Here is a 23,660-nt window from a genome sequence, read left to right as displayed (position 1 = left end):
ACCCTCACGCTGCGTGAGGCCGGATCGTGGGGTGCATGAGCGACTACTACAACGCGTTCGAGATGAGCCCCGTGCCCGCTCCCGGCCCGGATGCGGTGGCGCCGGAGCCGTTCCGCGGCATCTACGGAATGCCGGCGTTCGTGACGATCCCCACGAGTGATCTGGCGGCGTCGGTGGACTTCTGGACTCGAGGGCTCGGGTTCTTCGAGCTGTTCGGCATCCCCGGCACGCTGGTGCATCTGCGCCGGTGGGCGTTCCAGGACGTACTCCTCGTCAAGGCGGAGCGTATTGCCGAGCAGGCACCGGCGATGAGCTTCACTTTCGCGTGCGTGCTGAGCGAGGTCGATTCCCTTGTCGAGTCCTGTCGTGCGGTGCGCCCGGGCTCGGTAGACGGTCCACGGGACACTCCCTGGACCACCCGCGACGTGGAGGTCATCACCCCCGAGAACGCACGGATCGTCATGACCGCGGCGAAGCCCTTCGATCCGGCCGGCGAGGAGGCGCGCAACCTCGCGGCCGTCGGGATCACCCCACCCGGCTTCGGTCCCGGCGACAATGAGGACCATGTCTGATGTCACCGACGCCGACGGCCTGACCGTCGGTCAGGTCTCGGCACGTCTGGGCGTGACGGTCCGCGCCCTGCACCACTGGGACGAGATCGGTCTGGCGCGGCCGTCGCTGCGCACGGCCGGCGGGTACCGGCTCTACACCGCCGGTGATCTGGAGCGCCTGCACCGCATCGTCGTCTACCGTGAGATCGGTCTCGGCCTGGACAGGATCGGGGCCGTCCTGGACGACTCGACCGCGGACGTGGCCGGTGCGCTGCGCGCGCAGCGCACCCAGGTCACCGAGCGGATCGAGCGCCTCCAGCAGCTCGGTGCCGGGCTGGACCGGATGATCGACGCCCACGAGCGCGGCCTGCTGCTGACCGTCGAGCAGCAGGCCGCGGTCTTCGGCCCAGAGTGGAACCCGGACTGGCCCGCCGAGGCCCGTAAGCGCTACGGAGACACCACGCAGTGGCAGCAGTACGCCGAACTCTCGGCCGCTCGCGGCCCGCAGGAATGGCAGGCCGTCACCGAAGCCGTGGCCGACCTCGACCGCACCCTCGCGGATGCGATGGACGCCGGCGTCGCACCTGGCAGCCCGGAAGCCGGTCAACTCGTCGAGCGGCACCGCGAGGTGTTCGCTTCGTTCTTCCCCCTCACCCGGCAGATGCAGGTCTGTCTCGGCCGTATGTACGAGGCGGATCCTGGCTTCGCCGCCCACTACGACGGCATCCGCCCCGGCCTCGCCACATGGTTCCGCCGGACCGTCGACGCCAGTGCGCGCGCCCACGGCATCGACCCGGACACCGCGACCTGGCAGTAGAGCGCCGCTTTGCGGTCCGCTCCTCAGCACGGCCTGCGCCAGGTGTCCAGTTCCGGGTTCTTCCGCATCGACGACAGGCGCAGCTTGCGGGCCGTCGGGCAGAACCGGGCCGTGGGCTCCGCGTACTCCACGTGGAAGACCGCCTTGCCCGCCGAGATGAAGGGCTCGAGCAGCGCGCACTCGTCGTACTGCGCACACTCCTCGTTGACTGCGAAGTCGAAGTCGTCGAGCAGATAAGGGATTTGGGCCAGGTCGTTCTTGAGGCCGACGGCGAGGCCGCGCTCGTGGGCGATGGCGGCGATCATGCGGTTGTACCGGAGCTGGTCGCGCGCCGTGAGCGGGAAGCCGGTGTCGTTGCCGTAGCCCTCGACCAGGTCCGGCTCCACCGCGTCGAAGCCCTTGTCCCGGCACATGTCGAACCGGCGTTCCATGAGGGGGCGCAGGAGCGAGAGGCGGCGGATGTCCAGCCAGCGTTCTCCGTGCCAGCCGTTGGGCCTGCCGAGGATCGAGCGCGGGAAGGCGCGTCGGTCGGGGCGGAAGTCCTCCCAGGCGCCGACGTTGACGTAGCAGATCACCTTGCGGCCGTCGCGGTGCAGGCGTGCCACGTCGTCGGCGGTGTTCTCGAATCCGTCGATGTCGTAGACGGGTACGTCGACGGACGGGTCGACCTTGCCATCGAGCTGCCACTGCCATGCGAGCCCGGGGCGCGGCTGCCACCGCGCGTCGGGGGCGGGCGCCGTGGCGGGGACAGGGGTGGGAGGCTGGTTGCCCGAGCACGCCGCCAAGGTGATCAGGGCGGCCACGACGGCGGCCGGCACGGCCCGCCTCACCGGTCCGCCTCCGCCAGCGCGGGCGTCAGCCGGGACCAGGGGTTCGGCGGTTCTCCCGTCACCGGTCCGCACACGCCCGCACCCCGCTCCCGCGCGGTTCGCAGGGCGAGCGGCACGAGCGGTTCGGGCACACCGTAGACGAGGTGGCACAGCCGTTCGGCGGGCACGCGAGTGGTCCACGAGGGGCGGCTGAAGTCCGACACGTACTGGGACCAGGGTCCTTCGAAGGTGACCGTCAGGTCGGCGAGCCGGGCATACCCCGGCGCGGGATGGACGCCCGGGTTGAGGACGACGGTCGAGGCGCCGAGCCGCCGCGCGGAGCGGACCAGTCGGCGGCAGTCCGGCAGGCCGTGCGGTGCCGCCGGCACCTGGTCCAGGAAGCAGCCGTCGACGGCGTACCACTGCCGGTGCCGGCGCAGATCAGCGGTGATGTCGTCGGGGTCGCGGGCGCCGTAGTCCGTGTCCAGGTAGCCGAGCAGCCGGGCTCCCGCCGCGCGCAGCGCCTCCGCCGCCGCGACGAACGCCGGATCCGGGGCCGGGCCGGGTCCGTTCGCGGGGTTCACTACGACGGCGTAGGTGCGTGCGGCGCAGGTGATGAGCCGGTGCCAGGCGGCCGGGTCCTCGGCCGGATGCACGTACAGCGGGATCAGCAGGCTCACCGCGCCGGTACCCCCTCGGCGGGGCGGATTCGTCGGCCGGTGGCCGCCCAGAGAGCCGCCGCGGAGGCGTCCAGCGTGTGGGCAGGCGTCCAGCCGAGGGCGGCGCGGGCCGCCGTGATGTCCGAGCACTGCCACGACACCTGCGCGGACCGGGCGGATCCGCCGGTCGCCTCCTCGACGATCCGGCCCCGGAACCCGGCCGCGTCCGCCAGCGCCCGCACCAACTCCCGCACCGGACGGGCGTCGCCGCCGCCGATGTTGAGCACGGGCGGCAGCGGTCCCTCGGCGGTCACCGCCAGCCGGGCCGCCCGGGCCACGTCGCGTACGTCCACGAAGTCGCGGTGAGCGGACAGGTCACCGAGACGCAGGTCCGCCTCCGGGCCGTGGCCGGCGTCCGCGAGCGAGGCGGCGAGCAGCGCGGCGACCCTGCCGGGCAGCCCGGTGGGCGGGGCGCCCGGGCCGACCGGGTTCCCCACCCGCAGCACCACCGCGTCCAGCCCGGAAGCGGTCACCGCCACCGTGCCCGCCAGCTTGGTCGCACCGTACGGTCCGGCCGGCCGGGTCGGCGCCGACTCCGTCACCCGTACGCCGGGTTCGGCAGGCCCGTACTCGGCGGCCGAGCCCAGATGGACCAGGCGGGCCTCGGGCGCCACGTCCCGCAGGGCAGCGCACAGCACGGCGGGGCCGCGGGCGTTCACCTCCGCGAGGGTGACGGCGTCGCCGCCGGTCGCGCCCGCGCAGTTGACGACGGCGTCGGGCGCGGCCTCGGCGAGCGCCGCCGCCAGGTCCTGCGGGCGGTCGGCGGCGAGGTCCGCGGTGACGTCGGCGGCGGGTGAGCGACCGCCGACGAGGACCCGCGCATCCGGGAGGGCGCGCAGGTGCTCGGCGAGGTGCGTGCCCAGGTAGCCGGTGGCGCCGAGTACGAGGATGCGCATGGCCGCTCAGGCCCCCTTGAGCAGCAGCGACTTACGGCTGGTGAACTCGGCGTTGGCGCGGTCGTAGTCGTCGGGGCGGCCGATGTCGAGCCAGTAGCCGTCGAACTCGTAGGCGTGCGGCGGGCGTTCGGCGGCGAGCAGGTCCATCACCAGTTCGTCGAAGCCCAGCGGCAGCCCGGGCGTGTAGTCGTCGAGGGTGGTGCGGGAGACGCCGTAGACGCCCATGGAGACCCGGTAGTCGATGCTGGGCTTCTCGGTGAAGGCGACCACCCGGCTGGCGTCGGTGGTCAGCACGCCGAAGTCGATGTGGACCTTGCGGGCGTAGGTGGCGATGGTCAGAGGCGTGCCCGACGCCTGGTGGGTGCGCAGTACGTCGGCGTAGTCGAGGTCGGTGAGGACGTCGCCGTTCATGACGAGGAAGTGTTCCGGCAGTCGGTCGCGCAGGGTGAGCAGCGGGCCCATGGTGCCGAGCGGGCTCTCCTCGGTGGCGTAGTCGACGTGCATGCCCCACTGGGTGCCGTCGCCGACGTAGGCGCGGATGATCTCGCCCAGGTGGCCGATGGCGATGGTGCAGCGGGTGAAGCCGGCGCTGGACAGCTGGCGCAGCACGATCTCCAGGATCGCGTGCTGGTCGCCGATGGGGACGAGCGGCTTGGGCAGCGCGGTGGTGTACGGCCGTAGCCGGACGCCCTTTCCACCGGCCAGGATCACTGCGTGCATGGCATACCTCCTGCGATACGTGCCGGTCGGGTCAGATGTTGTAGATGCCGGTCTTGTAGCGGGCCAGGTTGGCCGGGTCGGTGAACCACTGCGCGGTGCGCGCGAGCCCTTCCTCCAGCGTGCTGCCGGGCCGCCAGCCGGTCGCCGTGGTCAGTCGGGTGGCGTCGGCGACGAGCCGCATCACCTCGGAGGCCGCGGGCCGCAGGCGCGCGGAGTCCTCCTGGACGTCGAGCGGGGTGTCCATGACCTTGCCGATCAGCGCGACCAAGTCGCCGACGGAGATCTCCCCGCCGGTCCCGGCGTTGAAGGTGCGGCCCACGACCCGCTCGGCCTCAGCGGTGCCGACCGCGAGGAACGCCTGCGCGGTGTCCTCGACGAAGGTGAAGTCCCGGGTGGGGCGCAGATCGCCGAGCGTGATGGTGCGCTGCCCGGCCGCCACCTGGGCGATGACGGTGGGGATGACGGCGCGCATCGACTGACGCGGGCCGAAGGTGTTGAACGGCCGCAGCGTCACCACGGGAGTGCCGAAGCTCGCGTGGTAGCTGTCGGCCAGCCGGTCACCGCCGGCCTTCGAAGCGGCGTACGGCGACTGGGTGTTGATGGGGTGCTCCTCGGTGATCGGCACGGTCCGCGCGGTGCCGTACGTCTCGCTGGTCGAGGTGTGCACCAGCCGCGGGGTTCCCAGCGCGCGCACCGCCTCCAGCACGTTGAGCGTGCCGGTGACATTGGTGTCCACGTAGCTGTGCGGGGCCTGGTAGGAGTACGGGATCGCGATGAGCGCGGCCAGGTGGTAGGCGCAGTCGGCGCCGTCGAGCAGGCCGCGCACCGAGCCGGGGTCGCGTACGTCCCCGAGGACGATCTCCACCTGGTCGAGGACGTCGGCGGGCAGGGTCTCCAGCCAGCCGTAGGAGGAGAAGGAGTTGTACTGGGCCATGGCCCTGACGCGGTGGCCGGAGGCGACGAGCGCCTCGGTGAGATGCGAGCCGATGAAGCCTTCGGCTCCGGTGACGGCGGCGAGCGGTGCGGAGGTCAACTCTTGGTCCCTTCGTCGTGGTCGTCGGACGGGAGACCCGGCGCGGACGGGGCGCGGGTCTGCGGTCCGATGGGGGTTGTGCGTGTCGTGCGTGTCGTGCGGGTCGTGCGCGTGGTCAGGAGTGCGGGGAGGGCCTGCCGAGCAGGCGTATCGCACAGGCCGCGAGAGCGACGGCGGCCGCACCGCAGGCCCAGGGCAGTACTGCCGGTCCTGGCGGCAGGTCCAGGAGGAGCACCGCCCCGGCTGGGCCGGCCGCGGCCAGACAGAGCACGGCCGACGGCCAGGCCACCCCGAACGCCTGAAGCAGCAGGGCGGTCCACAGGACGGCCGCGAGCGGGAGCAGCGTGGCCGGGTCGGAGCCGGTGAGCAGCGCCGCGGGCAGCAGCAGTGCCAGATAGCCGGTCAGGCACAGGCCGAGGACGGCGGTCGAACGCAGCAGGAATCCGGCGGGAGTCGCGCTCACCCGCAGCGCGGCGACCGACCAGCCGCGGTAGCGGTACAGCAGCCACTCGGCCGGGCCCATGCTCAGCGTCAGGGCGATCACCGCGTACGGCTGCCGTCGGCCCTCCAGCATGACGAGCACGGCGGCGGCGAGCCCGAACAGTCCGTACGGCAGGGACGCGTGCAGCGGCGGCCGTCCGGTGTCGGGAGCGGCCGGGCCCGCGCGCCCGGCCCACAGGATCCGACCGGCGGCCCCCAGCGTGGCCAGCAGTGCCAACAGCGGTAAGCCGACCCGCAGTTCCGGTCCGGGCTCCCACCACGGCAGCACCGCGGCGCCCACGATCAGCGGGCTCAGCGCGGCCAGCAGCAGCCGCTCCCGGGCCAGCACCAGCAGTACGCTCGCGCCGGCCAGGTACAGCGACTGGGCGGCCGCCACCGCGAGAGACAACGCGCTGCTCCCGGGAAGCGCCGCGAGTGCCGTGGCCGCGGCGGCGCCCAGCAGGGACCCGGTCAGCAGCGTGCCGGACGCCTCCCGGCGCCCGGCCACCAGGCGCAGATGCGCACGGTGGCCCAGCGCCTGCCCCCATGCCCAGGAGGTGATGCCCGCCACGATCAGCACGGGGGCGTGCCGGTCGACGGCCCACAGGGGCGCGGTCAGCAGGTAGGCCAGGGCCGGCAGCGCGAACAGGACGCCGCGCAGGAGGCAGCGCAGGGTGTCGGGCCGCCATGGGTCGGCTGCGCGAGGCGGCTCGGGGAACGTCCGGGGCACCCGCTCGTACAGCGCGGTCGCCAGGGAGAAGAGGTTCGGGTGGCCGTACCGCTCCTTGATCACCGTGGCGGACAGGCCCTCGGCCTCCAGCAGTGCCGCGACCTCGTAGGGATGGACGGCGGGTCCGACGGCGTCGGCGAGTTCGGCGGCGAGGGTGCTGACCGCCTCCTCATCGGGGCCGTGCCCGGGCAGCCGGATCGCGAGCGTGGCGTCGTCCAGGGCCCAGCGCGGGCGGCGGCGCGGCGGTCGGGGTTCGGCCAGCCGCAGGGCGAGGGTGTCCTGCCCCGCGTCGCCGGGTTCGAGGGATATCGGACCGCTCATCCGGTCAGACTCCCCGTGCCGGTGACCGCCGGGCCGGTGCACGCCGTGCCACTGACCACTGGGGCGGGCAGCATGACTCTGGCGGGCAACTCCGCCTTTCCTGCGGCCAGTTCGTGGTAGATGGCCCGGAAGGTGTCGATGGTCTGGCGCAGGGTGAACTGTTCGATGACCCGCAGCCGCGCCGCCTCGCCCATCGCCCGGCGCCGCACGGGGTCGCCCAGCAGCTCCAGCGCGGCGGCGGCCATCGCGGCCGGGTCTCGCGGTGGCACCACGAGCCCGGTGTCACCGACGGCCTCGCGTACGCCGCCGACGTCGGTGGAGACGGTCGCCCGGCCGCACGACATGGCCTCGATCAGCGTGAACGGGAAGCCCTCGCTGATACTGGAGAGCATCACCACGTTCCCGGCCGCGTAGGCGTCCTTGATGTCGTCGACGCGGCCCTCGAAGGTCACCGCGTCCCCGTGCCCCAGCTCGGCGGCGAGGGCTTCGCAGCGTTCCCGGTACCCCTCGCCGCCCCGGGGTGTGCCGCCGAACAGCCGCAGGCGTACGTCCGGCAGTCGGTCCCGGACGAGGGCGAAGGCGCGGATCAGGGTCTCCAGGTCCTTGATCGGGTCGACCCGCCCGGCCCAGCTCAGGGTGAGGGTCTCCGGCTCCGGCCCGGCCGGCGGGAAGGCGGCGGGGTCAACGCCGTTGTAGACGGTTCGGATCGACTCGGGGTCGGCGCCGCCCTGCTCCTCCCACAGCCGGTTGTAGCGGTTGCCCGGAGTGATCAGCGCCGCCTGGCGGTAACTCTCCTCCGCCAGCAGCCGGAAGAAGCCCAGGATCACCGCCTTCACCGGCCAGCGGTACGGCGCGGTGCGATAACCGAGGTAGCGCTCGCGCAGATAGACGCCGTGCTCGGTGAGCAGCAACGGAACGCCGTACCGTTCGCGTGCGGCCAGCCCGGGCAGGACGGCGACGCCTCCGCTGACGGCGTGCGCGACGCCGTGCTGCGGTGGCGGCGCGGCCAGCGGGCGCAGCGCGTGTTCGAGCAGGGCGGTGGCGGTGAGCGCGTCGTGCAGGGTCGGCCGCGCCTCGCGCACGGCCAGCCCGGGCCGCGTCCACACGGCGGTCAGGATGCTGATCGCCGTGTCGCCCCGGAGGAACGCGCTGAGTTCGCCGCCCGACGCGGCCCGCGCCAGGGTGTGCAGCGAAGGTGCGAAGCCGTGCTCGGCACCGGGGTCGACGAGCGCGGTCAGGAACCGCTCGTATGCGTCGGCGAGCCGCCTGCGGGACCGGCCGCGGGGCGGACGGCCCTCGGGTGCGGCGCCCCACATGGGGACGGACAGGACACCGCGGACATGGTTGGGCAGGTCCCACACGATCGGCTCCCGTCCGGTGCCGGTGACGGCGATGACGTCGAACTCGATGTCGGGCATGCCGGTGACGATCTGGTCGCACCAGACGCTCACACCGCCATGACTGTGCGGATAGGTGCCTTCGGTGAGCAGGGTGACGCGCGCGGTGTCGTTGCGTCGCGCGCCGTGGTGAACGTGCATCGATGTGCTCCACGGCCGAGGTGTGGTGAGGGTTGCCGGTCGCGCCGGTCAGCTCCCCGTGGGAGAGACGGGCTCGGCCACGCCCTCGGGCACACGGGCGTCCGGTGCCGGTGCGGTGACCGGCGCGGAGGCGTCCGTGCCGGCGACCGTGGAGGGGGCCGCGGACTGCGGCAGGGTGAGGGTGAGCGCCGTGGCGGTCGCGGGAGTCCACGCGGAGCGTTCGCCGGCGTACGCCTCGCCGAAGGCCGAGCCGTCCCGTGTGGTGCCCTCGGGCATCGTGGCGGGGACGTCGACGCCGGCGGGGCTCTCGACGGTGACGGTGTCGCCGATCCGGTAGGCGGTGACCTGTCCGTCGGCCACCGCGGTCCGCCACGAGGCGCGCCGCTTCAGCTCGTTGCCGATGTCCTTCATTCTCAGGTTGACCAGCGGTGTGTTCTGCGCGAACAGCGTGCCGTAGGTGTCGAGGACGCCGTCCAGGACCGGGTAGGCGATGCGGTCCTCGGCCAGGTTGGACTGGTGGATGAAGTGCGGCTTGGGGTCGTTGCCGAGGACGTGACCGAGGGCGATCTGCCGTTCCAGGGGCACGATGTGCCGGTCGTAGCCGGTCGCGGTGTCCAGCGGCTCGGGCAGGCAGGTCGTGGTGGCCGGGTTGTCCTCGCAGATACCGCTGCCGCCCTGGCCGCGGCTGGTGTAGATCCAGTTGTACTCGTCGACCTGCTCGGCGGCGCGGCCCGCGTTGTAGAAGACGTTCATCGGGTAGCGCGGGATGGTGGTGGCGGGGCCGACCTGTCGCTGGCCGGGCTCGCGGGAGTTGTCCGAGGCGAGCCAGGCGATGCCGGTGTCGGCGAGGGCGAGCGCCAGGTTGGGGTTGTCGGCCGGCTGCTGCGGCAGCACCCTGAGCCCGGAGTGTTCGCCGGTCACCAACTCGTCGTCGGCCAGCGGGAGTCCGGCCGCCCGGCCCCAGGCACTGTTGTGGGCGATCTCGTCGGCGACGTCGGTGCGGCTGACCCATTTGGTGCTGCTGTCGGCGTTCGTGGCGCAGCGCCAGGGAACCACCGAGGTGTCCTGTTCGCAGCCGAGGAAGGCGTGCGTGTAGGTGTGGTTGATCCAGCGGAACTCGGCCCGCCGGGCGAGAAACCGGTCGGTGAGCGGGTCGGCTCCGTTGTTGTCCTCGCGGTGGTCGACGCTGCCGGCGGCGTTGTAGGCGAGGTCGAGGGTGAAGCCGCGCTCGCGCTGCCAGGTGACGGCGTGGTCGACGTCGGCGGGCGTCATCCTGATCGGGTCGGGCGTGGCGTTCGGGTCCGTGCAGTCCACGTCGCCGGGTGTGCAGTTGAGCGTGGAGTTCCAGCGGTCGTCGGCCGCGAAGACGTCGTCGACGTGTACGGCGAAGTAGTTGCGGGAGGCGCCCAGGTGCACCCCGCCGGTCATCCATTCGACGATGCCGCGGGCCAGCAACCGGTATTGCTGCTGGTACTGGTTGTAGACGAAGGTGACGACGAGTTCACGCCGCCCGTCGTGCCGGTACTCCCCCACCAGCGAGCCCCGCTTGGCGGTGCCCGGGATCGGTGCCTCCACATACGGGGTGAAGTCGGCACCGGCCGTCGGCGTAGACAGATAGGCGTAACTCTCCCCGACGGCCGACGAGTTGTCCTCGAACGGCACCGGCCCGTCAAGGTAGCCGAACGCACCCGCCCGTCCTGCGTCCGTCACCTGGGCCCGCACCCCGTCGACGCTGCCCGAGTAGCCGCCGTACACCGGGTACTGGAGCCCGGTCTCGGGGCGCGCGTAGGTGTACGCGTCGACCTGTGGGATGTCGTAGGCCTGCTCGTACGCCGCCAGGGCGGCCATCTCCGGCGAGTTCGCCGGGAACGGGTTGTCGTTGGGCAGCACGACCGCCTGGAACCTGGCGCGGTCCCGGCCGTCCACGGTGTCCGCGAGATAGCCGGCGTCGATCACCGGGCGGTCGGACCGCGTGAGGTCGATCTCCGTGTACGGCGTTCCCGCGGTGTCCAGTTCGGCGGCGATGGCATCGGTGGCCGGGCCGCCGTCGCTGACGACGAGCACCCGCAGATCGATACGGGGCGGCGGGGCCGCCGCGTGTGCGGCCGGCGCGCCGAGCGCGGCCATGAGCGCGCCCGTCGTGAGCAAGGTGGTGCCTAAGGTCCGCTTCATGCGGTGCTGTCCCCTCCCAGGGCAGGGGTGAGTACGGCTCCGCTGAGCGGACGCACCCCCGCGCGTGACGCCGGATTCCCCCTCAGTCACCGGTCGTCGACCCATCCGTCGCGTCAAATAGTGAGGTATCTGTGGAGCTTTCGTGCTCTTGCTGCGGAACCTGACGGAAAAACGCAGGTGTGCGATGCGGGGCCGCTCCGCCCGGACCGTGTGCTCGACCGGGGATCGCGGCCGCCCGCGGGCGCCGCTTCGGCCTCTGCCGCGCAGGTGGGAGCGGGAATCACCGCATCCGCGGCCGGACGGGGAACACCGGTGCGACTGCCACTGGTGTGGACCGGTCTGCCGGTCGGCCCCGCGCCGGTTTCAGGTCACCCGCATCACTCACGGTCTGGCGGGCAGGTGAGACGTTGTCCTGCTCAGCGGTCGACGCTTCAGGGGGAGCCTTCGTGTCCGCAATCGGAAGTGATGCCGCCGCCGTACCGGAGAGCCAGGACGACACCCCGCTGCGGCGGGCCATCGGCCCCAGACTCCTGGTCCTGTTCGTGATCGGGGACATCCTCGGCACCGGCATCTACGCCACCACCGGGCAGGTCGCCGGCAAGGTCGGCGGCGCCCTGTGGCTGCCGTTCGTCATCGGCTTCGTCGTGGCCGTCCTGACGGCTGCCTCGTACGTGGAACTCGTCGGCAAGTACCCGAAGGCGGCGGGCGCGGCGCTCTACACCCAGAAGGCGTTCCAGGTCCCGTTCCTCACCTTCATCGTGGCCTTCATGGTCATGTGCTCGGGCCTGTCCTCGGCGAGCGCGGCGGCCCGTGCCTTCAGCGGCGACTATCTCGCCGAGTTCACCGACTTCTTCCCGCCCACGCTCATCGCGATCCTGTTCGTCCTCGCCCTGGCGGCCCTGAACCTGCGGGGCGTGTCGGAGTCCGTGAAGACCAACGTGGTCCTCACCGTGGTCGAACTGACGGGCCTCGTCATCATCCTCGCGATCGGCGCCTGGGCGGTCCTGTCCGGCGACGGCGAACCCTCACGGCTCGGCGAGTTCCAGGCGGAGGGCACCGGATTCGCCCTGGTCACCAGCGTGCTGGGGGCGACCGCGCTCGGCTTCTTCGCGTTCGTGGGCTTCGAGGACTCCGTCAACATGGCCGAGGAGACCAAGGATCCGGTCCGTACGTTCCCGCGCGCCATCTTCACGGGTGTCGTCGTCACCGGCACCATCTACATCCTGGTCGCCCTGGTCTCCTCGCTGCTCGTCGACTACCGTGTGCTGGAGGGTTCCAGCGGGCCGCTGCTGGAGGTCGTCAAGGCCGGCGGGCTCGGCTTCCCGCCCAAGCTGTTCGCGCTGATCGCCCTGTTCGCGGTCACCAACTCGGCCCTGATCAACATCATGATGGCCTCGCGCCTGTGCTACGGCATGGCGAACGAGCGTATCCTGCCGCGCGCCCTGGGCCGGGTCCTCCCCCGCCGCCGTACGCCGGTCGTAGGCATCGTCTTCGTCTCCCTCCTCGCCATCGGCCTGGTCTCCACCGGCGAGATCGAGGGCCTCGGCGACACCACGGCCTTTCTGCTCCTGTGCGTCTTCGCCGTCGTCAACATCGCCGTCCTCGTCCTGCGCCGGGACCGGGTCGAGCACCGGCACTTCCGTACGCCGACCGTGCTGCCGGTGCTCGGCGCGATCACCTCGCTGATCCTGGCGAGCCCGCTGTCCGACCGGCCCGCGAACGTCTACATCCGGGCGGGCGTGCTGCTGGCGATCGGCATCGGGTTGTGGGTGCTGAACAAACTGGTGCTGCGGGTGCGCGGCGAGGAATGAGAGCCCCTGCCCCGGTCAGCTCGCCCTCCAGGGCCGGAGCTTCTCGGGGTTGAGTACGGCCCAGACCCGTTGGACCCGGTCGCCGGCGAAGTCGAACGCCAGCACCGACACGGCGACGCCGTCCAGCTGAGCCACCAGGCCGGGCTGCCCGTTGACGGTGCACTCCAGGATCACCACGTCGGGCACGGCCCCGGCCCGTTCCACGAAGAACCGTGCGACCTGCTCGGCCCCCTCGACCGGATGCAGGGCGGCCGGGACGATGCCACCGCCGTCGCCGGTCGCCGTGGCGTCCGGGGCCAGCAGGCCGATGAGCGCGTCGATGTCCTGCGCCTCCCACGCCTGCTTGAACGCCTTGACGACGCCGGCACGCCGGGCTGCCGCTGCCGGAGTCGCGGAAGGCTGCGCCGCACGGATGCGCCGACGGGCCGACGAGGCCAGCTGACGGCACGCCGCCGGTGTACGGCCGACGATCTCGGCGACTTCGGCGAACGAGTAGCGGAAGACATCGTGCAGGACGAACGCCACCCGCTCGGCCGGGGTCATCGATTCGAGCACGACGAGCAAGGCCATGTTGACCGACTCGTCGAGGGTGATGCGATCAGCGGGATCGACGGAGGCACCGCCCGACCGGCCACCGACCCACTCCGTACCGTTCGGCAGCGGCTCCGGGATCCACTCCCCCACGTACCGTTCCCGTCTGGCCCGTGCCGAGCCGAGCAGGTCGAGACAGATACGACTGGTGACGGTCGTCAGCCAGCCGCCGGGGGATTCGATGCCCTCCCGCTGCTGTGGGGACATGGCGTACCAGCGGGCGTATGCCTCCTGCACGACGTCCTCGGCCTCGGCCAGGGAGCCGAGCAGCCGGTAGGCGACATTGATCAGCCGGCGCCGCTCGCGCATGATCACGCTCAGGCCGGGATCTGATCCGCCGTCGTCCGGCAGAGATGGGCTGGTCATGGGCCGTCGGCTCCCTCGGTCGCATCGTCTGTCCCCCTTGCGACGAGACAGCCCACCGAGATGTGAGGTGCGGTTCCGCCTGACATTCCGGGGGGCTGCGTCGTCGCACCTCCGAGTACCTCCGAGTACCTCCGAGACCGACACCATCCCGCAGACGGCGACCGTCTGCATCTTCCTGGAGCGATCAAGCATGACCACCACGACCCAGCTCAGCGCACTGACCGGCGACTACGACCTCGACACCGCCCGCACACGCATCGGCTTCACCGCCCGGGCGGCGATGATCAGCAAGGTGCGCGGGCAGTTCGACGCGTTCGAGGGCGCCGCGCACCTGGACGGAGCCCTCCCGTCTAGGTCCACCGTCCGGCTCACGATTCGGTCCGCGAGCGTCCGGACCCGCAACCGGAAGCGCGACGACCACCTGCGCGGCGAGGACTTCCTGGCCGCCCTCGACCACCCGACGATCACCTTCGCCTCGACCCGCGTCGAGCAGATCGAGGGGACGGTCTTCAAGGTCACCGGAAACCTGACCATCCGAGGGACGGCCAGTCCGGTCACCGTGACCTTCCACCTGACCGAAGCCGACACGGATCCGCGAGGCACCGGTCGCGTCCGCTTCACCGGCACGGCGACCGTCAGCCGCAGGGACTGGGGTGTGAGTGGGGCCGCAGGTCTGGTCGGCGAGAAGGTGACGCTGACGCTCGACGTCACCGCGATCCGGCGGTCATGACGGGTCCCGCACTCTGATGCCGCGGCGTGGGCGGCCTATTCGGCCTCGATCTGGTGGTCGGCCCAGACATAGCTGGCGGGCAGCAGGTCGGTGATGAGGACGGCTCGGACGCGGTCGCCTTCGCCGACGATGACCTTGAGGTCGGGGAAGTAGTCGAGAAGAGCCTGACGACACCGGCCGCACGGGGGAACGACTCCACGGTCGCGGTCGCCCACGGCGACGACGATGTCCAGTTCGTAGATGCCCTGGGCGGCTGCCGCGCCGATGAGGACCAGTTCGGCGCACGGGCCTCCGGTGAAGTGGTAGGCGTTCACGGCGGTGACGATCCGGCCGTCCCGGGCGCGGGCCGCCGCCGCCATGGTGTGGTTGTCGCCCCGGCAGCGCGTGCGTGCGACGTGGGCGGCGGCCTGGATGAGCTCGTGGTCGACGTCCTGGATCTGCGTGGTCATGTTCTCTGCCTTCGGTCGTCCGATGACGCCCATCATCTGCGCGCGTCCCCCGCGTTACCTAACTGGCAGGGTGAGCGCCGAGTGGGCCGGCCTGCCCTCCGTGGCGGGAGGTGTGCTGCTGCCGGCGAGCCTGCGCAGCATGTCGTTGCGCCGCTCCAGTCCCCGAGCCGTGGTGGGGAAGAGTGTGGCTTCGCCCTCGCCGATCTGGTCCTGGTTCAGGGTCACGAACGCACGGGTGCTGTCTTCGTAGGCGGCGAAGCCCGCGGCGTGGTCCCGGTCGGCCAGAGAAGCGGCGAGCATGTAGGCGCCGACGAGCGCGAGGCTGGAGCCCTGCCCGGTGAGGAAGGAGGGTGCGTACGCGGCGTCGCCCACCAGTGCGACCCTGCCGCTGGACCAGCGAGGCATACGGATCTGGCTGACCACGTCGATGAACAGGTCATCGGCGTCGCGCATGGCGGCGAGCATGCCCGGGACCTCCCATCCCCCGTCGGCGAACGTCGCGGCGACCAGGTCCCGTTGGGCTCCTGGTTGCCGGAACGCGCCGAATGAGGTGGGAGGTTCCGGATGGGCGAAGTTCAGGAAGGCGTGCACCTCGTCGCTGTCCCCCACGGCGTAGAGAGCCGCGGCTCTGCCCGGGGTGTTCCACATCATGATCTCGTGGGAGAGGCCGAAGGTGTTGGGCATGGTGAACCCGGCGAAGCAGTACCCGAGGTAGCGGTGGAACTGCTCTTCGGGGCCGAACAGCGACTCCCGGGTACGTGAATGCAGCCCGTCCGCACCGAACACCATGTCGAACGTACGCCGGCCGCCCCCGCGGAAGGTGACGTCGACCCCGTGGTGGGACTGGTCGAGGGTGTCGACGGAGTCGTCGAACAGGAACTCCACGTCGTCACGGACCGCCCTGTACAGAGCCTCGGTCAGGTCCCCGCGCCGCACCTCGAGGTCCCGTCCCGGGACACTGCCGGCGACGGCGTGCGGGTCGGCCGAGGCCACCTCGCCGCCGTCCGCGTCGACGAAGGTCAGCCGACGCAAGTCGACGTGCGTGTCCCGCAGTCGGGGCAGGATCCCCATCCTGCGGACGACCTCCAGTGCGGTGCCACGTACGTCGACGGGGTAGCCACCGCTGCGTAACGCCCTCGCCTTCTCCACCACCGTGACCGCGTATCCGTAGCGGTTCAGCCAGAAGGCGAGGGCGGGACCCGCGATGCCGGCCCCGGATATCAAGACCGTGTGCCTCCGGGGCGGGGTACGGACATCCGTCAACGGATCGGTGGGGGTCATTCCTTGGCTCCTTTGCTCATGGTGCGGACGACGAGCAGGGACAGCGCGGTGACGGCGCCGGCGATGACGAAGCCGGTGACGAAGGCCGATTCGACCGGGTCCTCGGTCCCGGGGTGGGTTCCTGCGGCCAGGAAGGCACCGCTGACCTGTGCGCCCGCGGCGATGCCGATCACGCGCGTCACCAGGACCAGGCTGGTGGCGGTGCCGGTGCTGCCGTGATCGACGGAGGTGGCGGTCTTCACGACCATCGCCGTGATGCAGACACCACTGGCCAGGGCGATCAGCGCCTTGCCGACGACGAGGTGCCAGACCTCGGTGTGCAGGAAGGCCATGGCGACCAACGTGGCCGTCATGGTGCCGATTCCGGCGGTGACCACGGCAGTCGAGCCGAAGCGCCGCGCCGCGGCCCCGCCGAGCGGCCCGCTGATCGCCCCCGCTACGGCGCCGGGCAACAGGTACCGCCCGATGTCGCTGGAACCGGCCCCGAAGCCGTACCCGTCGGCGGACACCGCGAACAGCTGCGGAACGAGGAACATCGACACCGCGGTACCCACGCACACGGCGAAGGTGATCGCATAGGAGCTCCATATCTCCGGCTTCGCCACCAGGCGCAGATCGACCATCGGCGAGTGCGACCGGCGTTCGACGCGGATCCATCCGGTCACGAGGAGGGCCAGGAGCACGACGAGGGCGCCGAGGGCGAGTGGCCGGCCGCCGAGTTCGGGCGCCATCGAGAGCCCGAGCATGAGCGTCAGCAGGATGCCGCTCAGGAGGACCAGGCCGGGCCAGTCGATCCTGGCGTCCGACCGGTTCGGCGGATCGTCCGGCATCAGCCTGTGGACGCACAGGGTCGCCACGACGATCGCGATCGTGGGTATCGCGAACATCCAGTGCCGGGACAGTCCTTCCGCGATGGGCCCGGCCATCAGCGTGCCCAGCATGCCGCCGCCCACGAACAACCCGCTGACCACCCCGATGGCCACCTGGGACTCCCCCGTGGGGAGATGCTTGCGTACCAGGATGAACGACAGGGGCATCGCGCCCACCATCGCTCCCTCCAGCACCTGTCCGAGCAGCAGGACCGGCAGGTTCGGTGCCAGCGAGGACACCAGGCCGCCGGCCGCGACCACCGCCATCAGCCGGAGCATGACCCGTTTCCCGCCGTAGCGGTCACCTAGGTTGCCCGCGACAGGCGTGACGAGGGCGCCGGTGATGAGCATCGCGATGCTGAGCAGGGCCCCTTGGGCAGGGCTCATCGACAACTCGCGTTGTAACAGCGGAAGCGTCGGTGCCACCACCGACTCCAGGGCCCCCGTGGCGACTGCCAGCATGCCGAGAGCCCCGACAGCGGCCTTCCCGACGCGGACCGGGCGAGCCAGGGTCGTGGTCATGAACGTCCTTTCCCTCGTGGCCGGGTACATCCAGAGAGATTACACTACACCGTGCAGTGTAATCAGGTTAGGATGCGGCCATGCCGACCACGAAGACACTGCGCGAGGGCTCCACCCAGAAGCGGGCCGCCATCCTCACCGCGGCCCGGGAACTGTTCCTCGCCGACGGCTTCGACCGCACCAGCGTCGACGCGGTCGCCGCCCGGGCCGCCGTGTCCAAGCGGACGGTCTACGACTACTTCGGCGACAAGCGGACGCTGCTCCAAGCAGTCGTCGACGGCGTCGGCCAGTCACTGATCACCACGATCCGGCGCATCCTCGACGACACCCTCACCGAACCCACCGAAGCCGCCGGCCTCGAGGACGTCCTGGTCACGTTCTCGATGCGCATCGCGACCGACATGCTCGGCTCCGCGGAGTACGCGACGCTGCAACGGCTGGTCCGCGCGCAGGCAGGCCTCGGCGAAGGCGGCGAGAACTCCATGGCGGACACCCCGGACGAGGCACTCGCCGAGCGGTTCGCCGCCCTCGCCGAGGCCGGACTCCTCGACGTCCCCGACCCCCGGCTCGCGGCCGACCAGTTCATCGCGCTGACCTTCAACGTCGCGCTCAACAGGTTCGGTTCCGCGAACGCCGCGGAGGACCCGCGTGTCCGGCCCCTCCTCGTCGAGGGGGTGCGGACCTTCCTCCGGGCTTACCGGGCGAAGTAGGGCTGGAGGTGGGTGGTCAGAACCAGCCGGTGCACTCGATGGCTCCGCCCGGGCCATTGGTGCCGCAGGCCCGCATGACCAGGCCGGCGTCGTTCCACTGGGTGGTGTAGGCGTCGTTGCCCGAGGTGATGGTGGTGAAGCCGAGCATCGGGTCCCAGGTGGTGCCGCCGTCGGCGCTGCGGTCGACCCAGATCTCGTCGCCGACCGTGCCGCCGATGATGCGGCCCCAGGCGCACTGGGTGGTGCTGTTGTACCGGAGCTCCACCGTGCGGCCGAAGACGGTGGTCGACTTGGCCGTCCAGGCGCCCGCGGAGTCGGGTTCCGTACCGTCGCCGCAGGACGTGTTGTTCTCGGCGCCGGCCAGTGTGCCGCCGATCTGCGGATAGTTGCCGCAGGACGGCACGTCCCTGAGGACGGCCGGGCCCTGGACGAAGAGGTTGCTGATCCAGCTGTGGTAGTCCGGCAGGAACGACCACACGTTGTTCACCATGCCGTCGAGCGTGGCCCGCTCCCCCACCCGCTGGCACAGCACCCGCACCTTGACGGAAATGCCGTTGCCGTTGGTGAAGTTGATGCGGCTGCTCGTGTTCGAGTCCTGCCGCAGGTTGGGCTGGCCCCAGGTCTTCTGGTAGGAGCCGTGGCCGTCCCAGGACCACACACCGGGCGTGGCGTCGGCGTGCGGGCGGAAGGCGCCCTGGTAGCGCTCCCAGCGGGCACTGATGGAGTTGACCTGTATCTTCATGCCCGACTCCGGCGCCTCGACCATCCAGCCGTTGCCGAGGTAGAGCGCGACGTGCGTCGGGCCGAAGCCCTCACGGCCGAAGTACATGATATCGCCGGGCAGCAGGACGCCCGACCCCTGCGACTTCATGAACTTCGTGTGCGCGTACCCCGGCGCCGCGAAGGTCGCCTGTGTCGTGCGCTCGGTGATGAGGTCCCGGCCGGTCGCCTTGTACCAGGCCCAGCGCACCAGACCGATGCAGTCGAAGCTCCAGTACGTGGGGTCCGCGGCCGATTGGATGGCGTTGAGGGGGGTCGAGCGGTCGACCATGCCCTGACTCGGCCCGGGCACCCCCTGTGCGTGACCGCCACCCCAGGCGTACGGCTCACCGACGTACCGGCACGCGACCTCGACGGCCGCCTGCGCCGCCGCGCTCGCACCGGACTGGAGCGGGGCGCACCCCGTCGCGGCTGCCGCCGGAGCGGCCGAGACGGCCGGCAGGCCGAGACTCACCACCGTCACGAGCGCGGCCACGAGGAGCCGCACCCGACGAACCCACGACCGCTCTGCCCACCCCGTTCTTCCCGTTCCTCCGATTGCGCGCACTGTGTCGGTCACGGCACTCCCCCTGGTCTCGACGGTCTCCCCACGAACGTACGGACTCCCCCCGCCCGCCGGTCCCTGTCATCTGTCAGGAGCACCCGGCCGAAAGTGATCCCTCACGCATCCCCGCGCAGAGGAATGGACCCCCGCCTCAGCGAGGGCGATCGTGAAAGCCATGAACGATCACCGCACGCCATCCCTCGACCCGGCCTCCGCCCACCCCGACCCGGACCCCGGGTCCGGTGAGGTTCGTCGTTTCTGGGGGCAGCTGGGTCTTCCCGGGCTGGTCGACGTCCACACGCACTTCATGCCGGAGCGCGTGCTGCGCAAGGTGTGGGGCTACTTCGATGCGCTCGGACCGCTGACCGGTGGGCTCGAGTGGCCGATCACCTATCGCGCGAAGGAGGAGGAACGGACCGCGCTGCTCCGGCAGTTCGGCGTACGGGCCTTCACCTCGATGCTCTATCCGCACAAGCCCGGCATGGCGTCCTGGCTGAACGGCTGGGCCGCCGACTTCGCCCGCCGCACCCCCGATTGCCTCCACACCGCCACCCTCTATCCGGAGCCGGGCGTCGAGGCGTACGTCCAGGAGGCCGTCGAGGCGGGCGCGCGCGTCTTCAAGGCGCATGTGCAGGTGGGGGCGTACGACCCGGCCGACGAGCTCCTCGACGGGGCCTGGGGGTTGCTGGCGGAGGCAGGGATCCCCGTGGTGATCCACTGCGGCTCCGGGCCGGCACCCGGCAAGCACACCGGCCCCGAGCCGATCGCGCTCGTGCTGGCACGGCATCCCCGGCTGCGACTGGTCGTCGCGCATCTCGGCATGCCCGAGTACGAGGAGTTCCTCGGGCTCGCCGAGCGGTACGAGGAGGTGCGGCTGGACACGACGATGGCGTTCACGGACTTCACCGAGGGGTTCATCCCGTTCCCCCGCAGGGCCCTGCCCCGGCTGGCCGGTCTCGGCGACCGCGTCCTGCTCGGCTCCGACTTCCCCAACATCCCCTATCCGTACGTCCATCAGCTCCACGCCCTGGAACGGCTGGGGCTCGGCGAGGAGTGGCTGCGGGCGGTGTGCCACGACAACGCCGTAGAACTGTTCGGGCTCAGTCGGGGGCAATGATCACGCTGGTCTCGGCGCGGGAGACGCGGCGTATGTGTCACGGAGCCGCTCGTGAGAATCCGATGTCCGTGCGGTGCAGCGTGTTTCGGTGTGGGTATCAGCATCGGATCCGGCAGTGCCGGTTCGGGCGGATGCGACGGGGGCGGAGCGAGTGGCGAGAGAGGCATGGAGCGGCAGCGCCGGGATAGAGGCGGCGGACGCGGTGTTCGAGTTGATGAGGCGGCTCATCGACAACTTCCGGGACAACCCGCCGGTGACGCCGCTGGTGGTCCTTCAGGCCGGTGAGGAGGATGCCACCGGCACCCTGGACCGGCGGGTCGCGCAGGTCGTGGAGTTCGTCCGGCAGGGCCATCAGCCGCGGGGGCTGATCGCCAAGCGGCTGGACGGCGGGGGCGGCGCGGACGCGTACTCCTCCGCGATCGACATGGTGCGCCAGTTGTGCGAGCACCCCTGGGACAACCAGAGCCAGTCGCAGTACAAGCCGTTCGGCTTTCCGCGCTCGCGGCTGCTGCGGGCCATCGAGCAGGCCGCGCCGGAGGTCGGCGGGGACGTGAGCACGGTGTGGTCGGCCGCCCAGCGCCGCGAACGGCTGATGCGGCGGCTGGCCGAGCTGCGCTGGCGGCCGGAGCGCGATCCGGACGGCGTCGATGAGACGAGGCGTGCCGCGGCGCTCGCGGACACCGTCGGTGCGGTGGTGAACCCGTCCGGTTTCGTGGGCGCGATGTTCATCGCGTGTCTGAGCGTGCTGCTGGGCGAGGGCGGGTGGCAGACGGCTGTGTGGGGCGGTGCCATGGCGCTGGCGGCGTTCGGGGTGGTGCACCTGCTGGCGCGCAGCGCGCCGCCGCTGCTGTGGCTGCGCCGGGCCAGCAGGTGGTTCGCGACCACCACGTTCCTGGCGCCTTCGAGCGACCGGCCGGAGGCCGCCGAATGGTCCCGGTGGCGGCCGACGAAGTCCTGGGAGACGATCCGCGGCCGGGCGTTCGCCGTCGCCCAGCAGGTGGTGGCGGCACAGGCGGGCGACATGACGGCGCGTCAGTTCCATTTGGAGCTACGGGTGCTGGCGTTGCTGGAGGATCTCCGCGAGAACTTCCGGCCGCGGACGCTGGACCTGCGCCGCCGCAAGCGCACGGTGCCGCCGGTGGTGTATCTGCCGTGTGCCACCGAGGACGACGGGGGCCTGCTGTTGCTGCGGGCGATCAGCAATGTGCGCACCCGCCGCAGCGAGGTGGACCCGCTGCTGATGCTGGCCGCGATCCCGGCGGCGGAGCGGCTGCGGCCGCCGGGCTCCGAGGACCCGGAGCGGCTCACGCTTCCCCGGCCCGACGGGCCCGAGCCGGACGATCCTGAGCGCGCCTTCGCGGCGGACGCCCGGTACCAGGAGTGGGTGACCGGCCTCAACGTCGGCCAGTCCCCCGGGCGCTCGGCCGCGCTGCCGTGGATCCTGTGGATACCGCTGTCCGCCGAAGAGCTGCGACGCCGGCACTCCGCACAGCACTCCACCACCCGGATCCGCCGTACCGCCGCCTGGCTGCTGTGGTCCCGGCCCTGCCTTGCGGTGGTCCTCGCCATCGCCCTCGGCCTCGGCTTCCTGGGCAACCGGTGGATGGCCCAGCGCTACTGCCAGGGCCGGCTGGTCGGCTCCAACACGGACTCCGTTCTGGTGGCCGGCGAGTGTGTGGGCGTCGCGACCGGGGACGTACGGCTGGCCGCGGGCAACGGGCTGGAACTGTACGGGGCGGGCAAGGGCGTCACCTTCGACGCCGTCGAGCAGGCGATCCGGGCCGAGAACGCGAAGATCGGCCCCGAGGACAAGTACGTGACGATCGTCTACGCCGGCCCGGTCACCGCGGCGGACGTGTCCGGCACCCGCAAGGGGCTGGAGGAGATCACAGGGGTCTACCTCTACCAGCGCTACGCCAACGTCAGCACCCATCAGCCGACGAAGATAAGGGTCCTGCTCGCCAACGCCGGTGAGAACATGCTCCAGGTGCTGCCCATGGCCCGGCACATCGCGGACCTCGCCCGGCGCGACCGGTCGGTCGTCGGTGTCGTCGGCCTGGGACGCGACACCACGGAGAGCGACGACGCCGTGGCGATCCTCAAGGGCGCGGGCCTGCCCGTGGTGAGCACCACGAACTCCGGCAGCCATCTGGCGCGGGACCTGTCGAACTGGTTCGGGCTGGCCGCCACCGACGAGGAGGAGGCCGACGCGCTGCTCGTCGTCGCCCGGCAGCTCGCCCGGCGCGAGGAGGGCGCCCGTGCCGTGGTGCTGGCCCGCAAGGTCGGCAGCGAGAAGGACTTCTACACGACCGAACAGGCCAGAGTGGGCAAGCAGATGCTGGACCGGGCCGGATTCACGCCGCTGCCCTCCCACTCCTACCGGCTGAGCCCCAACGGCGAACCGGAACTGACCGACCCGGTCGAGGACATCTGCGCGAGCGACCCGGTGCCCAGGGCCCTGTACTTCGCGGGCCGGGTGGAGGACGTGCCCAACCTGATGTCCCAACTGGGCTCCACGCCCGGCTGCTCCGGCCGGCACATCACCGTGTTCACCGGCGACGACCTGGCCAAGAGCAACTACGACGAGGGCGAGAGTCTGCGCATCCCTCCGGAGGTCACCCTCTACCACTTCGCGCTGGCACCGATGGACCTCGTCGGCGCCACCGGTTTCTACGAGGACGCCCACCGCGTGCTCACCGCCCTGCTCCCCAGCGGCACCGGGGAGACGAAGCTCGCCGATCCCGCACGGCCCTGGGACGACGCGCTCTTCTCCAGCGGCCAGGCAGTGCTGGCCTACAGCGCCACCGCGGTGCTGTACCGGGCCTCGAAGAACGGCGACGCCCCGCAGACCGCCCCGGAGACCTGGGCCGACCTGCGCTGGCGCCCCAACCCGAACCTGCCGGTCGGCACGGTCAGTTTCGCCGGCAGCCAGCCCTACGCCGACCAGCGGGGCCACGCCTACAAGATCGTGCGGGTGACCTACCGCGGCCACAAGGTGCAGTCGGTCACCGTGTGCGGGCGGCCGGCCGGCAGTGACGAGCCGCTCTCCGCGCCGCCGGGACGCAAGGGCGCCGACCCGGACACGGTGTGCCGTGAGGAGTGAC

At 71.4% G+C, this 23,660-nt stretch carries 20 protein-coding genes; 7 read left to right on the top strand and 13 right to left on the bottom strand.

The window, feature by feature from the left end; all coding sequences use genetic code 11:
- The first annotated feature begins 35 nt into the window (after window positions 1-35).
- Together KUM44_RS07650 and KUM44_RS07645 are read left to right on the top strand one after the other, a co-directional pair.
- Entirely contained in the window at window positions 36-572 is a 537-nt protein-coding gene (locus tag KUM44_RS07650; protein ID WP_217206993.1) for a VOC family protein, read from the top strand.
- A complete protein-coding gene (locus KUM44_RS07645) occupies window positions 565-1,368 on the top strand; it encodes a MerR family transcriptional regulator (RefSeq protein ID WP_217206992.1) in 804 nt (267 codons plus the stop codon). Before KUM44_RS07650 ends, KUM44_RS07645 begins: the two co-directional genes overlap by 8 nt.
- A gap of 23 nt (window positions 1,369-1,391) precedes the next feature.
- Here the strand turns inward: KUM44_RS07645 and KUM44_RS07640 are convergent, their stop codons facing one another.
- The 8 genes from KUM44_RS07640 to KUM44_RS07605 form a co-directional block, all read right to left on the bottom strand.
- Window positions 1,392-2,198 carry an endo alpha-1,4 polygalactosaminidase gene (locus KUM44_RS07640; RefSeq protein ID WP_217206991.1) on the bottom strand — a complete coding sequence of 269 codons (807 nt, stop codon included), beginning with the start codon at window positions 2,196-2,198 and terminating at the stop codon, window positions 1,392-1,394.
- A complete protein-coding gene (locus tag KUM44_RS07635; protein WP_217206990.1) occupies window positions 2,195-2,857 on the bottom strand; it encodes a spherulation-specific family 4 protein in 663 nt (220 codons plus the stop codon). Before KUM44_RS07635 ends, KUM44_RS07640 begins: the two co-directional genes overlap by 4 nt.
- The gene (locus KUM44_RS07630) at window positions 2,854-3,792 is read right to left on the bottom strand and encodes an NAD(P)-dependent oxidoreductase (RefSeq protein ID WP_217206989.1); all 939 of its coding nucleotides are present in this window, start codon (window positions 3,790-3,792) and stop codon (window positions 2,854-2,856) included. The genes KUM44_RS07635 and KUM44_RS07630 overlap by 4 nt, the downstream gene beginning before the upstream one ends.
- Before the next feature lie 6 nt (window positions 3,793-3,798).
- Window positions 3,799-4,512: a nucleotidyltransferase family protein gene (locus KUM44_RS07625; RefSeq protein WP_217206988.1), complete on the bottom strand. Its 714-nt coding sequence runs from the start codon at window positions 4,510-4,512 to the stop codon at window positions 3,799-3,801.
- A 31-nt stretch (window positions 4,513-4,543) separates the two neighbouring features.
- Window positions 4,544-5,545 carry a GDP-mannose 4,6-dehydratase gene (locus tag KUM44_RS07620; RefSeq protein WP_217206987.1) on the bottom strand — a complete coding sequence of 334 codons (1,002 nt, stop codon included), beginning with the start codon at window positions 5,543-5,545 and terminating at the stop codon, window positions 4,544-4,546.
- A gap of 115 nt (window positions 5,546-5,660) precedes the next feature.
- Window positions 5,661-7,076 (bottom strand): hypothetical protein, encoded by a 1,416-nt coding sequence (locus KUM44_RS07615; RefSeq protein ID WP_217206986.1) that lies wholly within the window; start codon window positions 7,074-7,076, stop codon window positions 5,661-5,663.
- Entirely contained in the window at window positions 7,073-8,614 is a 1,542-nt protein-coding gene (gene pelF / locus KUM44_RS07610) for a GT4 family glycosyltransferase PelF (RefSeq protein WP_217206985.1), read from the bottom strand. The genes KUM44_RS07615 and pelF overlap by 4 nt, the downstream gene beginning before the upstream one ends.
- A gap of 48 nt (window positions 8,615-8,662) precedes the next feature.
- Entirely contained in the window at window positions 8,663-10,786 is a 2,124-nt protein-coding gene (locus KUM44_RS07605) for a hypothetical protein (protein ID WP_217206984.1), read from the bottom strand.
- 446 nt (window positions 10,787-11,232) lie between these two features.
- Here KUM44_RS07605 and KUM44_RS07600 point away from each other — a divergent pair, with 446 nt between their 5' ends.
- Complete coding sequence (locus KUM44_RS07600; RefSeq protein WP_374202018.1) at window positions 11,233-12,597, top strand: APC family permease; 1,365 nt, start codon at window positions 11,233-11,235, stop codon at window positions 12,595-12,597.
- 15 nt (window positions 12,598-12,612) lie between these two features.
- On the opposite strand, the gene sigJ is transcribed toward KUM44_RS07600, so the two are convergent.
- Window positions 12,613-13,554 (bottom strand): RNA polymerase sigma factor SigJ, encoded by a 942-nt coding sequence (sigJ, locus tag KUM44_RS07595; RefSeq protein WP_217206983.1) that lies wholly within the window; start codon window positions 13,552-13,554, stop codon window positions 12,613-12,615.
- A 190-nt stretch (window positions 13,555-13,744) separates the two neighbouring features.
- Between sigJ and KUM44_RS07590 the strand changes: the two genes are divergently transcribed.
- Window positions 13,745-14,284: a YceI family protein gene (locus KUM44_RS07590; RefSeq protein WP_217206982.1), complete on the top strand. Its 540-nt coding sequence runs from the start codon at window positions 13,745-13,747 to the stop codon at window positions 14,282-14,284.
- 35 nt (window positions 14,285-14,319) lie between these two features.
- Here KUM44_RS07590 and KUM44_RS07585 read toward each other — a convergent pair whose 3' ends face one another.
- Genes KUM44_RS07585 through KUM44_RS07575 form a run of 3 tightly spaced genes read right to left on the bottom strand, consistent with a single transcriptional unit; the run spans window position 14,320 to window position 17,405 of the window.
- The gene (locus tag KUM44_RS07585) at window positions 14,320-14,733 is read right to left on the bottom strand and encodes a cytidine deaminase (RefSeq protein WP_217206981.1); all 414 of its coding nucleotides are present in this window, start codon (window positions 14,731-14,733) and stop codon (window positions 14,320-14,322) included.
- Between the two features lie 54 nt (window positions 14,734-14,787).
- Complete coding sequence (locus tag KUM44_RS07580; protein WP_217206980.1) at window positions 14,788-16,014, bottom strand: FAD-dependent monooxygenase; 1,227 nt, start codon at window positions 16,012-16,014, stop codon at window positions 14,788-14,790.
- The gene (locus KUM44_RS07575; RefSeq protein WP_217206979.1) at window positions 16,011-17,405 is read right to left on the bottom strand and encodes an MFS transporter; all 1,395 of its coding nucleotides are present in this window, start codon (window positions 17,403-17,405) and stop codon (window positions 16,011-16,013) included. Before KUM44_RS07575 ends, KUM44_RS07580 begins: the two co-directional genes overlap by 4 nt.
- Window positions 17,406-17,485: 80 nt before the next feature.
- Between KUM44_RS07575 and KUM44_RS07570 the strand changes: the two genes are divergently transcribed.
- On the top strand, window positions 17,486-18,115 hold the full coding sequence (locus tag KUM44_RS07570; RefSeq protein ID WP_217206978.1) for a TetR/AcrR family transcriptional regulator: 630 nt from the start codon (window positions 17,486-17,488) through the stop codon (window positions 18,113-18,115).
- 16 nt (window positions 18,116-18,131) lie between these two features.
- Here KUM44_RS07570 and KUM44_RS07565 read toward each other — a convergent pair whose 3' ends face one another.
- Window positions 18,132-19,370, bottom strand: a complete 1,239-nt coding sequence (locus KUM44_RS07565) for an NlpC/P60 family protein (protein ID WP_217206977.1) — start codon at window positions 19,368-19,370, stop codon at window positions 18,132-18,134.
- A 244-nt stretch (window positions 19,371-19,614) separates the two neighbouring features.
- Here KUM44_RS07565 and KUM44_RS07560 point away from each other — a divergent pair, with 244 nt between their 5' ends.
- On the top strand, window positions 19,615-20,556 hold the full coding sequence (locus KUM44_RS07560) for an amidohydrolase family protein (protein WP_217206976.1): 942 nt from the start codon (window positions 19,615-19,617) through the stop codon (window positions 20,554-20,556).
- A 151-nt stretch (window positions 20,557-20,707) separates the two neighbouring features.
- On the top strand, window positions 20,708-23,659 hold the full coding sequence (locus tag KUM44_RS07555; RefSeq protein ID WP_217206975.1) for a hypothetical protein: 2,952 nt from the start codon (window positions 20,708-20,710) through the stop codon (window positions 23,657-23,659).
- Window position 23,660 lies beyond the last annotated feature (1 nt).

The organism is Streptomyces sp. AC550_RSS872, assembly GCF_019049285.1.
Classification (GTDB): Bacteria; Actinomycetota; Actinomycetes; order Streptomycetales; family Streptomycetaceae; genus Streptomyces.
The sequence above is the reverse complement of the archived record's forward strand: the minus strand, read 5'-3'. Positions and strand labels throughout refer to the sequence as shown.